The sequence below is a fragment of the Pseudooctadecabacter jejudonensis genome (assembly GCF_900172275.1).
GTDB lineage: Bacteria > Pseudomonadota > Alphaproteobacteria > Rhodobacterales > Rhodobacteraceae > Octadecabacter > Octadecabacter jejudonensis.
The window spans coordinates 1-13,679 of sequence record NZ_FWFT01000007.1 but is presented as its reverse complement, the minus strand read 5'-3'; the positions used below and the strand labels follow the sequence as shown (position 1 = coordinate 13,679).

At 57.8% G+C, this 13,679-nt stretch carries 13 protein-coding genes and 1 pseudogene; 9 read left to right on the top strand and 5 right to left on the bottom strand.

Annotated elements, in window-relative coordinates:
- Window positions 1-12: 12 nt before the first annotated feature.
- The 3 genes from PSJ8397_RS16050 to PSJ8397_RS16040 form a co-directional block, all read right to left on the bottom strand.
- Window positions 13-975, bottom strand: coding sequence for a C1 family peptidase (locus tag PSJ8397_RS16050; RefSeq protein WP_085865660.1), 963 nt, complete (start codon window positions 973-975; stop codon window positions 13-15).
- Between the two features lie 5 nt (window positions 976-980).
- Window positions 981-2,021, bottom strand: coding sequence for a phosphatase PAP2 family protein (locus PSJ8397_RS16045; protein ID WP_085865659.1), 1,041 nt, complete (start codon window positions 2,019-2,021; stop codon window positions 981-983).
- 113 nt (window positions 2,022-2,134) lie between these two features.
- Entirely contained in the window at window positions 2,135-4,138 is a 2,004-nt protein-coding gene (locus PSJ8397_RS16040) for a BTAD domain-containing putative transcriptional regulator (protein ID WP_085865658.1), read from the bottom strand.
- A gap of 246 nt (window positions 4,139-4,384) precedes the next feature.
- Between PSJ8397_RS16040 and PSJ8397_RS16035 the strand changes: the two genes are divergently transcribed.
- Complete coding sequence (locus PSJ8397_RS16035) at window positions 4,385-4,909, top strand: hypothetical protein (protein ID WP_085865657.1); 525 nt, start codon at window positions 4,385-4,387, stop codon at window positions 4,907-4,909.
- Window positions 4,910-4,978: 69 nt separating this feature from the next.
- Window positions 4,979-6,055, top strand: coding sequence for a trypsin-like serine peptidase (locus tag PSJ8397_RS16030; protein WP_085865656.1), 1,077 nt, complete (start codon window positions 4,979-4,981; stop codon window positions 6,053-6,055).
- Between the two features lie 259 nt (window positions 6,056-6,314).
- Here the strand turns inward: PSJ8397_RS16030 and katG are convergent, their stop codons facing one another.
- Window positions 6,315-8,492, bottom strand: a complete 2,178-nt coding sequence (gene katG / locus PSJ8397_RS16025) for a catalase/peroxidase HPI (protein WP_085865655.1) — start codon at window positions 8,490-8,492, stop codon at window positions 6,315-6,317.
- A 118-nt stretch (window positions 8,493-8,610) separates the two neighbouring features.
- Here katG and PSJ8397_RS16020 point away from each other — a divergent pair, with 118 nt between their 5' ends.
- Window positions 8,611-9,549, top strand: a complete 939-nt coding sequence (locus tag PSJ8397_RS16020; protein WP_085865654.1) for a hydrogen peroxide-inducible genes activator — start codon at window positions 8,611-8,613, stop codon at window positions 9,547-9,549.
- A 123-nt stretch (window positions 9,550-9,672) separates the two neighbouring features.
- On the opposite strand, the gene PSJ8397_RS16015 is transcribed toward PSJ8397_RS16020, so the two are convergent.
- On the bottom strand, window positions 9,673-10,314 hold the full coding sequence (locus tag PSJ8397_RS16015; RefSeq protein WP_085865653.1) for a rhodanese-like domain-containing protein: 642 nt from the start codon (window positions 10,312-10,314) through the stop codon (window positions 9,673-9,675).
- Window positions 10,315-10,473: 159 nt separating this feature from the next.
- On the opposite strand from PSJ8397_RS16015, the gene PSJ8397_RS16010 reads away from it, so the two are divergent.
- The 6 genes and pseudogenes from PSJ8397_RS16010 to PSJ8397_RS17295 all read left to right on the top strand — a co-directional run.
- A complete protein-coding gene (locus PSJ8397_RS16010) occupies window positions 10,474-10,728 on the top strand; it encodes a helix-turn-helix domain-containing protein (RefSeq protein WP_085865652.1) in 255 nt (84 codons plus the stop codon).
- A gap of 80 nt (window positions 10,729-10,808) precedes the next feature.
- Entirely contained in the window at window positions 10,809-11,267 is a 459-nt protein-coding gene (locus PSJ8397_RS16005) for a BLUF domain-containing protein (protein WP_085865651.1), read from the top strand.
- A 116-nt stretch (window positions 11,268-11,383) separates the two neighbouring features.
- A complete protein-coding gene (locus PSJ8397_RS16000) occupies window positions 11,384-11,938 on the top strand; it encodes a carboxymuconolactone decarboxylase family protein (RefSeq protein ID WP_085865650.1) in 555 nt (184 codons plus the stop codon).
- 18 nt (window positions 11,939-11,956) lie between these two features.
- Entirely contained in the window at window positions 11,957-12,433 is a 477-nt protein-coding gene (locus tag PSJ8397_RS15995) for a nuclear transport factor 2 family protein (RefSeq protein ID WP_085865649.1), read from the top strand.
- 24 nt (window positions 12,434-12,457) lie between these two features.
- Window positions 12,458-13,084: a glutathione S-transferase family protein gene (locus tag PSJ8397_RS15990; protein WP_085865648.1), complete on the top strand. Its 627-nt coding sequence runs from the start codon at window positions 12,458-12,460 to the stop codon at window positions 13,082-13,084.
- Window positions 13,085-13,412: 328 nt separating this feature from the next.
- A pseudogene (locus PSJ8397_RS17295) lies at window positions 13,413-13,679 on the top strand (pyridoxamine 5'-phosphate oxidase family protein); the annotation flags it as partial.

Here is a 13,679-nt window from a genome sequence, read left to right as displayed (position 1 = left end):
GTCACCACGATGTTATGTGCAACTGTGCGTGGCCGGCACCAGGTATTCCCAGCAGTAGGTGTTGACATGGGTGGCCGACAACATGCCGTAACCACGAAGCCCTGCGCCGCGATCGGGCCCATGACTGTCCGTGGGCCGTTTTGCGTGGTCGGCAAATTCCAGACCCCAGCTGTTGCGGAAGATGAACCAGCCGCCCAAGGGTTCAGTGGCGTCCGGTTCAAACCCCGTCAGGCAGACGACATGGCCATCGTCTCGCGGGCCTGTCAGCTCGGGCGCCTTGTCATCTTCGGGGCAGGGGACCACGCCGGTTGCAATGACGTTGGGCAATGTCCAGTTCGACAGGCCGCTGGCATGTTGGAACAAGGGCAGGCCAATCACGACCGGAAGGCCTTCTTGCAGATAAGACAGCAATTTGTGGGCCAGATCTGTTTTGGGCACGATTGTGTCGACTTGTGCGGGCGGCAAGCCTTTGGCCGGTCCAATGGTGCCATAGGCCTGCGTGGCGACTGTATTGGATTGGCCCAAATAGATCGCTTCATCCGGTGGGGGCGGGTTCAGGGTTCCGTCGGGGCCGACGCTGAACGGTTTGTAGGGCATCATCGCAGACGGGATGACGCCATGGCTGCCAAGCGCCTGAAGGGCCTGTTGCAAAAGCACGCCGCCCTCGGGGATCGTCGGCTGCACATCATCGGGCAGAGGATGCGCTGTCAGCATCCTCTCATGCAGGTATTGTTCCGACAGCCGTTCGGGCGGCATGTCATCGCGGCGCGCGCTGAGAAGTTCGATCGCGGCGATGGTGGCAAAGGACACACAGGTGCCGCGCCCGAATTGGTCGCGTACAGGCCAAGGGTGCGCCGTGTCATGCAGCCGGATCGGCGTGCTTTGTTCGCATGCAATCGGGTTGCTGGCTGCGGTTTTGGTTCTGAGGGCGCGTGCGGCCTCTGGGGAGGGGGCGCAGGTTCCGAAATGTACCATCAGTCTTACTCCGCTGGTTCAAGCGCGGGATCCACGGCGGCGCCGGAGGCGGTGCCGCTGTAGGTCACGGGGCTGAGATAGGGCAGGTTATGGACTTCTTGGTGACCGTCCACCTGCCATTCCTCTTGCGCCTGTGCCACAAGGGTTTGCACGGTGCCCAGATTGCCCAAGTAGGTGTCATTCAGCCAATGGGCCACAGCGCGGCCCGCGTCGCTGTCTTGGGTGAAATGCAGACCCGCGATTTCGCGGTTTTCCCCGATCCGGTAGCCGAGGCTGCGAATGGCGTCGCCGTAGGCGTCTTTCAGGCAATCGGGCAAACACCGCAGCGCCAGAAGCCCCACGAGTTCGTTTTGCAGGGCATGATTGGATGGAAACGTCGGATGGTTCGGCGTGGGCAGCACCGTCATCAACGCCGGAAACAGGTGGGCAGGACGGGCGCGGGCGAAGAAATCCTTAAAGTACATTCCGACCATTTGACCAATGGCAAAGCCGCTGGACATCAGCGCCATGGTGGCGGGTTTGTTGGCGGGGGTCAGGGACAAAAGGTTGGTCCAGTAATCCATCGAATGATCCGCCTGATGGGCAATTTCACCCATGCGGGGCCCATTGCGGTCAAACGAGCGACGCTCCAGCAGATTGGCCAGTTCAGCCTCAACATTGTCGAGGTGATCAAGGGATGGAGGGGCGATGGTAAAGCCATCGACGTGGGTCCAAACCTCACCTGGGTCCGTCTTTGTCTCATCGTGGCTGCGCCAGTTGGTGCTGCCGAATTCCCCCAAGATCAGTTGGGCACGCAGGTCAGGTGACCAGCTGGATTTGGGGAACGTCATGCCATGGGGCACCTTGGCCGTGTCGATATTTGTCAGGGGAAGGACCCCGTCAAAGGGCAACGTGCCGGCCCCTGATCCGGTGGCGCCAGAGGATGGGCCAGCAGCCATACCGCCGTTCATTCCCCCATTCATACCGCCGTTCATACCGCCGTTCATGCCGCCATTCATACCGCCGTTCATGCCGCCATTCATGCCGCCGTTAAAAAATCCAAACATCAAATTCTCCCATCAAGTTGTTATAATACGGGGAATCTTAGCGGGGCGGGCGTCAAGCCATCGTCAAGCTGCCGTTTGACGCGTCATCGTCCACATTCGCAGGGGGAGGGAGGCTAACTCGGCAGGCCAGCAGCAAACAAAAGCTGGCCGTATTGCGCCCGTTTGGCAGGATCGTAAAACGGGCTTTCGGCAACAAGGGGCGCGATTTTGAAGTCAGGCTCAAGGCTGAGGACCCGAGCGGCCATTTCATGCGCCACATCGTTCTTCTGGATCGCGGCCGCGGCGGCCGCCGTCAGTCGCAGGTTTGAGGTATAGCGCCCATTGCGTTGGGCGGAGGCAAGCCCCAGCGCCATGGCGTCTTCCATCCGGTCGGCGGCGAAATAGGCGATGGCGCGGAAGTGGTCGTAGCGAAAGCCCAAAGGGTTGTCGAAATTCAGGCTGTGCGCGTGTTCCAATCGTTCAATCGCAGCATCGGCCTGCCCTGAAAACGCAAGGCTGGGGCCGGTCCACAGCAAGGTTTCCGCATCTCCGGGTGCGGCGCTTAGGGCTTCATCAAACAGGGCCTTGGCCTCAGCCGGACGGCGGGCATAGACCGCCTTGTTGTGGCCCAGCATGGCCAAGGCGCGGCCATTGCGACGGTCGGATTTCAACGCGGCCTCAAGCTGGGTTTCAAGCTGCGCAAGGTCATTCGCTGCCCCGTCGGACCAACCTTGCCCGACCCGCAGGCTGTGCCAATCGCCCAGACTGACGCGGGCGGGGGTGAAATCTGGCCAGTCTGCAATGGTCTGGATCAGTTGGCGCCCGGCCTCTTCGAATTTGGGTTGGGAGAGGGTGTAGATGAGTTCCTGGGCACGCAGCAGTTTTTGATAGGCACTGAGGTGGGCCACGTCGATCAGGCGCGCATCGCTGAGTTCGGCCCCCTGCAGGTTGGGCAGGATCCGGTTTACGACCTCATCGGCAATGCGGCTTTGCGCGTCTTCCAGATCGGGCAGGGTGGTTTGATAGCGGTCAACCCAAAGGACCACGCCTTCGTCGGTTTTGGAAAGTTCGACATTCAGGTGATAGACATCGCCCTGCCGACGAATGTGCCCGCTGATGATATACCGCACGCCCAGTTCGTGCAGCAGCACTTGCGCGATGTCGGGCCGTTCGCTGAGATGCCGGATCGACACCCGCGAGATGACAGAAATGTCGCGTGTACGGGTGATGCGCAGCACCAGATTGTCGACCAGCAGTTCGGGCAGATAATCGTCGATGGGCTCCGATCCGGTTGCCTGCATCGGCAGCACCGCAAGGGTCGGGCGGCCATGGTTGCGATGGGGCGGGACCGTGGGTGCGGTGGGCGATGAGGTCGGAGTGGTGGCCTGGGCCTCTGATGCCTCAATCCCGTTGAGTTTGATGCTGACGGCGAGGTCTTGGGTTTCGAGGGACGGCTCCATATCCAGTTCGGCCTCCATGCGCGCATAAAAGGTCGAGTAGATTTGCAGCGCCTTGCCGGTGTCGCCCAACCCAAGGGCCAATTGCATGGCGGCGCGGCAGTTCCGTTCGCTCAAGGGGTCGAGCATCAATGCGGCCTCGGCCAGATCAATGCGCAGGGCAGCGGGCAGATCGACGCGGTTTGCGGTGGTGGTCAGTGCCTGCAATATACGATCGCTGCAAGCTTTGCGGATGTCACGGACCCAGTCGGCGTACCTCTCGCCGATGGTTTCAAACCCGTACAGAATGTCGTTGACGGTCTCACCCCCCGCGCGCAATTGCGGGGGCATTTGGCCGGATGTAACCTGATCCACAATCGCATCGGTTTCTATATCGATGTGCCCCGGCACCAGCGACACGGTCGTGCGGTCAATCACGAGGGCCTGTTGCAAAACCGGATGGGCGGCCCGCAATTCCGACAGCGCCTGACGCAGGGACGCGCGGGCCTTGGCATCGGGGACGTCGCCCCAGATCAGGCCTGCCAGCAAATCACGCGGTGCGCTTTGTCGATCCAGTGCCAGATAGGCCAGAAGGGCGACCTTCTTGCGGGCCGTGATGCGCAGGTTGCCCTCTGCGTCCGCGGTCGCGCCTTCAACCCATGCGCCGCTGAGACATCTGAGCATGATGCGATTGTCACCCACGGTGTCCCCTTCCCCTTGCTGACGCGCCGATTTTACCCTGCGTCAGCGTAGCGGAAGGCCAGCGTCATGTCAGCCGCTCAAAACCTTTACGAAAGATTAACGCCAAAAAGACGACGGGCTGGCGTTGCGTTGACGGGGTGAGTGTTTGGATGACTGCAAGGTTCATTCCGGACCTTCGCCGCATTTCGGCGCAACATAAATGGCCCGCAGATATTAAAGGGCCTTCCGTTTTGAAGGAAACATGACATGGACAATGAATTGGTTAGCAACTCTGGGTCTTCTGCAACTGCGTCTCAGGTGCTGAGCGCTGCCCCAATGGATGATGAAGCGGCAGAAGTGGCTTCAATCGAGGCGGACTTCGTCCAATTCGACGAAGACTTTGGCACAACCTTTATGGCGCCTGAGGCTGAGACCGCGCAGACGAGCCTTCTTGATCAGGCCGCTGAGGGCACGCCCTTTGCCGCCCCCGCAGCAGAAACAGGCGGCACGCTATCGCTTTTGGAAATGGCCGATGGCAACTACGGCGACAATGGCGAAGAGGGCCTGGGCAGCTGGGTTCGCGACCGTGTGAAGCCGATTGTGAATGCCATCAAGAACCGCGCCAAGAAGATCATCAAGAAGATGGTCGAACTGGCCCGCCGTCTGGGCAAGTACGCCAAGTGCGTGGGCAAGATTGTCGCCGCGATTACGGCGTTTAAGGCCAAAAAGTACGGCACCGCGATCAAGGCCGCCTATGAGGCGTTCAAGTGCATCCGCGCGCAACGCGCCTGATCCCAACCTGATGTGTCGGGCCCCTTCCTTTGGGGTCCGGCCATCTCTGCCACTGAAAAGGAGAGGATCATGGCGGCGAAAAGCACAAAGACAACAAAGTCCACAAAGGGCCAGAGCAAGGCCAAATCTAAGACAAAGGCCAAAGAGGACGATTGCGGTTGCGGATGTTCTGGTGGTGTCGAAAGCGCGCCCACCGTGGCGGCGTCCGACATCGAGATGATGGAGGATTTCATCAACAGCGGACCGCAGGATGAGTTTGCCGAAAGCGACACCTGGGCCAGCGACGAAATGGTCGAGAACGGGTTGGATGTTGAAACCCACGGCGGCGGATCACTGGAATATGCTGAAGGGTTCGAATTGTTCGACCCGATGGTCCGGGGCCTGGGCGAAACAATGCCCGTGGGCTTGCCCGAAGGCTATGATCATATTCCTATGGCCTGTTCCGCCCATTTCGATGACGCCCCGATGGAAAGTGTCTGTGGCCATGACGGCCGCGTGCAGGTGGGTGAGAATGGCACACCACCTTGGCGCATGATCTGTCAGTTGATCATCACCATGGCCAATGGCACACGGTCGCGCGGTACGGGGTGGTTTATCTCTCCGCGGACTGTGATGACGGCAGGCCATTGCGTGCATTCCAAACGCAACGGCGGTTGGGCGACCAAGATCGAGGTCATCCCCGGCATGAGCGGGACACGTCGCCCGTTCGGGTCCGCGATCAGCACGCAGTTTCACAGCGTCAGCGGTTGGGTGAACGATCACCGCCCTGCGGATGATTATGCCTGCATCGTGCTGCCGGAGACTGCCCCCCTTGGGCGTCAGACAGGGTGGTTTGGCTTCGCGGCGCTGTCGGATGCATCGTTGAAGGATCTGTTGGCCAATAATTCTGGCTATCCTGGCGACAAAACCTTTGGCACGCAGTGGTACAACGCGGGCCGCATTGTCGGCACGGAACCGCAGCGGCTGGCCTATATGTTTGATACCGCACCGGGCCAAAGCGGCAGCCCCACGTGGCGGTATGACAAGACCCGCAAACGCCGTCATGTGATCGGCATTCACAACTATGGTGGCTGCGCCAACCGGTCGACGCGGATCAACCGTGCGGTGTTCAACACCATGAAGACGTGGAAACAGCTGGGGCAGTGATGTGCCCTCGGCGTTTGACGCAGCCTTTGACCGTCCTGCCCATTATGTTGGGGCGGGGCGGTTTTCTAGCGATTGGCTTTTGTGCCCTTGTTACGGGGTCGTCACGAGCAGGCTGGCCTAAAGCGACCACGTGTCATTGAGGCTCCCGCGTGCGTCGGGAAAACGATCCCCCTCGCCCCTCAAGTCAGTTCCATGGGCGCTGACGTCAGACACCAAGGCGGATGTCCGGGCGACATTGGCTGTCGCCCGGACAATTGCTTTAGGCGACCAGATCGAAGCGGTCGGCGTCCATTACTTTGGTCCAGGCGGCGACAAAGTCGCGCGCGAACTTTTCTTTGTTGTCGTCTTGCGCATAGACCTCAGCATAAGACCGCAGGATCGAGTTCGAGCCGAAGACCAGGTCAGCACTGGTTGCGGTCCATTTCACGTCACCTGTGGCGCGATCACGGATCTCGTAGGTGCCGTCGTCCATCGGATGCCAAGTGTTTGCCATATCCGTTAGATTTACAAAGAAATCCGAAGTCAGCTGGCCAACGCGATCCGTAAAGACCCCGTGGGTGTTGCCGCCATGGTTTGTGCCCATAACGCGCATGCCACCCAGCAGGACAGTCATTTCTGCCGCCGTCAGGCCCAGAAGTTGCGCGCGGTCCAGCATCATTTCCTCGGCGGAGACGGCATAGTCTTCTTTCTGCCAATTGCGGAAACCGTCGGCAAATGGCTCCAGAACGCTGAAGCTGTCGGCATCGGTTTGCTCGGCGGTGGCGTCGCCACGACCTGGCGAGAAGGGAACGTCGATGGAGAAACCAGCAGCTTTAATCGCCATCTCCAGCCCCACATTGCCGCCCAAAACAATAGTATCCGCGATGGATGCACCAGTTTCGGAGGCAATTGGTTCAAGGATGCCAAGGACTTTCGCCAGACGATCCGGTTCGTTGGCCACCCAGTCTTTTTGAGGCGCCAGACGGATGCGCGCGCCATTTGCACCACCGCGTTTGTCAGAGCCGCGGAAGGTCCGCGCGCTGTCCCAAGCGGTTGCGATCAGCTCAGCAGATGTTAGGCCGCTTTCGGCGATCTTGGCTTTTACGGCAGCCACGTCGTAATCGGTGGCACCCGCGGGGATTGGATCCTGCCAGATCAGGTCTTCGGCGGGCACGTCGGGGCCGATGTAATTGACCCGAGGACCCATGTCACGGTGGGTCAGCTTGAACCAGGCACGGGCAAACGTGTCCTTGAAGTAGGCCGGATCGGCGCGGAAGCGCTGGCAAATCTCATTGTAGATTGGGTCCACCTTCATCGCCATGTCTGCGTCGGTCATCATTGCGCGGCCATGTCCGTCTTCGCCGCCCGCAAGGGTTGGCTTTTCGCTGTCCGGCATATCGACGGGTTCCCACTGCCAGGCACCGGCCGGCGATTTCTGCAACTCCCATTCGTAGTCGAACAGATAGTCGAAGTAGCCCATGTCGAACTGGATCGGGTTCTTGGTCCATGCACCTTCGATGCCTGATGTGAAGGACGACGACGCAGAGGTGGTCTGGTCCGGGTTGGCCCAGCCAAAGCCCTGGGCATGCACGGGGCAACCCTCGGGCTCGGCGCCGATGTTGTCGCCGGCCACCGCACCGTGGGCTTTACCGACGGTGTGTCCGCCACAGGTCAGCGCAGCGGTTTCTTCGTCGTTCATCGCCATACGGGCGAAGGTCTCGCGGACGTGGGCGGCGGTGCGGGCCGGATCAGGCTGGCCGTTCACACCCTCGGGGTTCACATAGATCAGACCCATGTGCACAGCCGCCAGCGGGTTGTGCATGGTCGAGGCATCATCGAGATCGTCATAGCGGTTCTCGGACGGAGCGAGCCATTCGTTCTCGGAGCCCCAGTAGACGTCCGTCTCAGGCCCCCAGATGTCCTCGCGGCCAAAGCCGAAGCCGAATGTTTCAAAGCCCATTGATTCGTATGCCATATTGCCCGACAGGATGATCAGATCCGCCCAGGACAAGGCGTTGCCGTACTTCTTTTTGACCGGCCAGAGCAGGCGGCGGGCCTTATCCAGGGACGCATTGTCTGGCCAAGAATTGAGAGGCGCAAAGCGGATGTTGCCGCTGCCAGCCCCACCGCGGCCGTCCTGCATGCGGTAAGATCCGGCAGAATGCCACGCCAAGCGGATCATCAAGCCGCCATAATGACCCCAATCTGCGGGCCACCAATCCTGGTTTTCGGTCATCAACGCTTTGACGTCGGCCTTCACAGCTTCAAAATCGAGGCCTTTCACGGCATCGCGGTGGTTGTAATCCGCATCCATCGGATTGGTCCGCGCGCCGCGCTGATGCAAAATATCGAGGTTCAGCGCACTGGGCCACCATTTGGTGACTGACGCATCCATCGAGGTGTTCCCACCGTGATTTACAGGGCATCCACCAAGTCCTGGCATTCTGTTTCCGTCCATGACGCTTTCCTTTCAGAGGGCTGTTGTGAGGCTGTGACAATCGAACTTGGTGTTCAATTATTTGGCGCCAGTCATAATTCCAAATTGTATTTTCTTAAATCCACGATAGGTAAATCTTATGTTACCGTTTACGCTGAAACAGCTTCGCTATTTTGACGCCCTTGCGACAACCGAGCATTTTGGACGTGCAGCAGAGGCCTGTTCTATTTCTCAGCCCGCGTTGTCAGTTCAAATCAAGGAGTTGGAGGCCCTTCTGGGTGCGCCATTGGTCGAACGCACCGCGCGCCGGATTCGTCTGACGACGTTAGGAGAGGAATTTGTGCAGCGGACACGGACTGTCCTGAGGCATGTCGACGATATGTCGGGCCTTGCGCGGACAGCGGATGGGCCCTTGAAGGGAACATTACGGATGGGGATGATTCCAACGGTTGCTCCCTACCTTCTGCCCGAGATCGTGAAGCGCCTATCTCATCTTGTTCCGGAACTTGAACTCAAGCCCAAGGAATCCGTGACACAGACCCTTTTGCAGGATCTTCAGCAAACGCGCCTGGATTTTGTGATCGCCGCCTTACCGATGTCTGAGCCGTCCTTGCGGGAATTTGCCCTTTTTGACGAAGAGTTTGTTTTGATCCGATCGGATCAGGATGCAAAACAGCCCGTTCCAGATCCGACGGAACTGCAGGCCATGAAGCTGCTGTTGCTTGAGGAAGGCCACTGTTTTCGCGATCAGGCCCTGTCCTTTTGTGACGTAAGTGCGACCGACCCTAGTATCGTCATGGAAGGATCATCCCTCTCGACGCTTGTTCAGATGGTCAATGCAGGCTTGGGCCTAACAGTCCTCCCTGAGATGGCTGTTCCGTTGGAAACAAGAGGCACAAACGTATCTGTGTCACGGTTCAAGCAGAACAAACCGCGACGGACCATTGGCATGATATGGCGAAAGTCGAACCCACTTTCCAAACAGCTTATGAGTCTGGGGGCGACAATCCGACAAGTTGGCCAGTCCCAGATTGAGAAGGCGGATGTGACCATTTCAGGCCTTCAGAACGACGAATAGGGTTCACGGATCATCTTGTCATCGCCCGGCGGGTTGGGCCGTGACACCCCTGTTTTGAGCGTTCAGTTTAGGCCAATTCTTTACTCGCCCCGCCGAAAATACCAACTTACGGAAAAGAAGGGCCTAATTGGATAAAGGCTGCATTGGGGCTGTGCTTTCGAGGGGCAGATATGTCCAATCCAATCCGGCCAGCTGCCATGCGTTCTGAGCGTTCAGGCCGAGTTTTTCATCGCCATCATATCCATCCGGAATGTGCCAGACATTTGTATATCCGGCGTCAACAAGGATCCGCGCCGCAACGGCAGATCGATAGCCTGATCCACAGGTCAGAAGGATCATGGTTCCGCGGTCCTGTCCTCGATTGGCCAGAAGAGTGGCCATCTGGTCCAGGAAATCAGGGTTATCGACTAGAACATATTCGTTCAGGGTTTCGTTGAACGTGTCTGATTGGATGCGGACAGGGACGATTGCGTTCACTGGCAATGGTCGACCGAAGTTCGCGATCTCTGCCTCATCCCTGACGTCAACAAACAAGATGTCAGGATCAGCTGCGACAAGTTCGGCGGCTTCGATTGAAGAGATATAGTTGTGGAGGGGGAATTGCGCATGCTTGGGAACGTCATCCACCGCCAATCTTTGGGGTACAGCCGTTCCGGCGAGAAGCTCTCCGCTGGCTGCCAGCAATCCAAAGAATATAAAGGAGCCGACGACGGCGTTCACGACGCTTGAGACGATTGCGTCCATGCATGCACGAAAGTTGGTCATTTGTTTTCCTTTCCGGGAAACGCAAGTTCGGGCGAGTCGCCCTATAGTTCGTACAATGTACAAATAAGAGTGATGATGTCAACGCTTAATAGTACATTGTACGAATATAGATAACGTGCTATCTCTGCTTCAGCGGTCTTGATCAAAGAAGGAAATCGTATGGATGATGTGCAAACACAGACCAGCAGGGTCACTGCCGGTCACATCAGAATGGCACGCGCCGGATTGAATTTGACGGTGCGGGATCTTGCTGAGAAAGCAGGGGTCAACAAGGCCACAATCGTTCGAATGGAGGCAGGACATGCCCCCCGGGCGTCTTCCTTGAATGCTGTGTGTCAGGTTCTTGAAGAGCATGGTGCTGCATTTGATATTGAAGCTGAGACCGATCGCATCATTGTCAAATTGTCAACTTGATGTGACATTGTGTGTGTCAAGGTGAATTGACGGTTCTAGTCTCTGCAGATTTATAGGTGGTCATCAGAAAGGATGGCCCCATGCACCTTATTTCATATGTTTCTACGTCTCTCGTTCCGCCCAGGTTTGCAGAAGCTGAGCTGACAAATATCACCAAGACAGCGGTGAGACGGAATGCGCGGACCGACATCACCGGCGTTCTTTTCTTTCAAGGGGAACACTTCTTTCAAGTGATCGAAGGTGAAAAAGCCAATCTCGATCGGCTCTATGCAGAGCTTGAAGACGATCCGCGACACCGAAATCTTGTAAAGCTGATTGATCAGCCAATCCCAGCGCGGCAGCTGTCTGATTGGTCGATGGATTCATTTTTTGTCGACAATCCTGAGATCGTAAACCCCAAAACACTCGCGCTTATTCAGGCGCTTTATACGCATAACTTCGGAATCGATGCGCCGGACCTCATCGAATTCACAAAGCGTATGATCGATGAGATGGACACGTATCGGATCGAACGCGAACCGATGATGCGTCTGAATTAAGGGGGGCCTGTGCGCCCATCTGGGCCTGCTCATCATCTTGTAGACGCTCTGCTTTTGCGCCGTGCTGATCCATCCGCCCAGACTATTCGCCAACGCCCCATTGAAAGGAAAACGACATGACCCGAATTCACACACCGCAGACGATTGCTGCCACGCCAGTGGAATCGCAACCCTTTCTGAATGCGGTGGAAAAGTCGTTGGGGTCTGTCCCAAACCTATTTCGTCTTCTGGCGACAAGTCCGGAAGCGCTTGAGGGGTATCTCGGTCTGGATGGCGCGTTGTCCAAAGGGAAGCTGGGTGTTGCAACCCGCGAACGCATTGCGATTGCCATCGCAAATACAAACGGATGTGACTACTGCAATGCGGCGCATACGTTTCTGGCGAAAACACTGGCCAAGTTGGACGAGGCGGAGGTCGCGGCGAACCGTGCCGGCGCTTCGAAAGACGCGAAGGCGCATGCCGCCGTGTCCTTCGCCGTGAAAGTAGCAACTGCCAAAGGCCGGGTCAGCGAGCAAGACATCTCAAACGTCCGTGCGGCCGGCTTTTCAAATGCAGAGATCATCGAAATCATAGGCCTCGTCGCCCTGAATGTATTGTCGAACTACGTCAATGAAGTGTTTCAGACCGAGGTCGACTTCCCTCCAATCACCACTGCCGCCGCGCACGTATAAGCCAAGGAGGACCCCAACATGACCACCCAAAACCTTCGTCATCCCTTACCGCCCTTCACCAGCGAAAGTGCGCGCGAGAAAGTACGCCTTGCGGAAGATGGCTGGAACGGGCGGGACCCCGCCAAAGTGGCGCTGGCCTATACCCCCGACAGCGTCTGGCGCAACCGGGCCGAGTTTCCCAACGGTCGCCAGGAGATTGAGGATTTTCTGACCCGCAAGTGGAACAAGGAGTTGGACTATCGCCTGATCAAGGAACTTTGGGCCCATAGCGGCAACCGTATCGCCGTGCGCTACGCCTACGAATATCGCGATGACAGCGGCAATTGGTTCCGCGCCTATGGCAATGAGAATTGGGAATTTGACGACAACGGCTACATGGCCAGTCGCCATGCTTCTATCAACGAACAACCTATCGCGGAGGCAGACCGGAAATTCCGCTGGCCCCTGGGCCGCCGCCCCGACGACCACCCCGGTCTGAGCGATTTTGGGTTCTAATTGGACTGTATGTGAGATCTCAGGATGTCTAAGCCGATCAAACTTTATAGGACCCCGAAATCGGGCCATTGCCACCGCGCAGAACTGATGCTTGCGCTATTGGGTCTGCCTTATGAAGCGATTGATATGGATATGGCAAACGGGGTCCATAAATCGAAAGATTTTCTGAAGATCAGCCCCTTTGGTCTGGTCCCTGCTATCGATGATAACGGCCATATGCTCGCGGACAGCAACGCGATCCTGGTCTATCTGGTGCAAACCTATGCCAAAGGGTCCAGCTGGATCCCCGCTGACCCCAAAGATGCGGCCGAGGTGCAGCGATGGCTGACGATTGCAGCGGACAACATTTATTCAGGGCCCTGTGCTGCGCGACTGGTCAAGGTCTTTGGCACGTCCCACGATCACGCCGCGGCAGTGGCCAAAGCACATGAGTTGTTTGCCGTCATGGACGCCCATTTAACGGGACGCCTCTGGCTTGCCACGGACACCATCACCATCGCGGATGTGTCAGGCTACAGCTACATCGCCCACGCGCCGGAAGGCGGCGTTGATCTGGCACCTTATCCAAACATTCGGGCTTGGCTTGCGCGCATCGAAGCGCAAGCCGGCTTCGTCAGAATGCTCCCCTCTCCGTTCCCAGAGATGGCCTGACGAAAGCCCGGCGTGTCGAAGTCCTCCCCCTGCTTCGACACGCCAACTTTTTTAGAAGGAAAGACGCATGTTGCAGTGTGATCAGATCAGTCCCTTCCACGAAGGGGAACGACGCGCCCAAACCTGCGCGGACGCGGGAGAGGTTGCGCAATGGGCAAGCGGGTTCATCCGAGATTATTTGCCCGAGCAACATCGCGACTTTCATACGGGCCTGCCGTTTCTTGTGGTGTCCGGTGCGGATACACGCGGGCGCGTTTGGATCACGATGCTGGATGGCCCTGACGGCTTTTTGACGTCACCCCATCCGCACCGTATTGACCTTGCCGGCATGTTGGATGTTACAGATCCGCTTGTGCACAGTTTTGAAAATGGCGCGGATGTTGGCGTGCTTGGGATTGACTTGGCCAGCCGTCGCAGGAATCGCTTTAGCGGAGTCCTTCGGCGAACCAAACGCGGTTATGCCATCACTGTTCGCCAAACCTTCGGAAACTGTCCGAAATACATTCATGAACGTGCCTGGAGGCGTGTGCCCAATCCGGTGGATGTTGATGCCCGGATCAGTGACGCGCTGTCTGACGCACAAATTTTACGAATT

Coding starts and splice junctions, on each gene's coding strand:
- PSJ8397_RS16015 (WP_085865653.1), bottom strand. CDS start 10,314: ATGACCAACTTTCGTGCATGCATGGACGCAATCGTCTCAAGCGTCGTG.
- PSJ8397_RS16010 (WP_085865652.1), top strand. CDS start 10,474: ATGGATGATGTGCAAACACAGACCAGCAGGGTCACTGCCGGTCACATC.
- PSJ8397_RS15990 (WP_085865648.1), top strand. CDS start 12,458: ATGTCTAAGCCGATCAAACTTTATAGGACCCCGAAATCGGGCCATTGC.
- katG (WP_085865655.1), bottom strand. CDS start 8,492: ATGGACGGAAACAGAATGCCAGGACTTGGTGGATGCCCTGTAAATCAC.
- PSJ8397_RS16035 (WP_085865657.1), top strand. CDS start 4,385: ATGGACAATGAATTGGTTAGCAACTCTGGGTCTTCTGCAACTGCGTCT.
- PSJ8397_RS16005 (WP_085865651.1), top strand. CDS start 10,809: ATGCACCTTATTTCATATGTTTCTACGTCTCTCGTTCCGCCCAGGTTT.
- PSJ8397_RS16000 (WP_085865650.1), top strand. CDS start 11,384: ATGACCCGAATTCACACACCGCAGACGATTGCTGCCACGCCAGTGGAA.
- PSJ8397_RS15995 (WP_085865649.1), top strand. CDS start 11,957: ATGACCACCCAAAACCTTCGTCATCCCTTACCGCCCTTCACCAGCGAA.
- PSJ8397_RS16030 (WP_085865656.1), top strand. CDS start 4,979: ATGGCGGCGAAAAGCACAAAGACAACAAAGTCCACAAAGGGCCAGAGC.
- PSJ8397_RS16020 (WP_085865654.1), top strand. CDS start 8,611: ATGTTACCGTTTACGCTGAAACAGCTTCGCTATTTTGACGCCCTTGCG.
- PSJ8397_RS16050 (WP_085865660.1), bottom strand. CDS start 975: ATGGTACATTTCGGAACCTGCGCCCCCTCCCCAGAGGCCGCACGCGCC.
- PSJ8397_RS16045 (WP_085865659.1), bottom strand. CDS start 2,021: ATGTTTGGATTTTTTAACGGCGGCATGAATGGCGGCATGAACGGCGGT.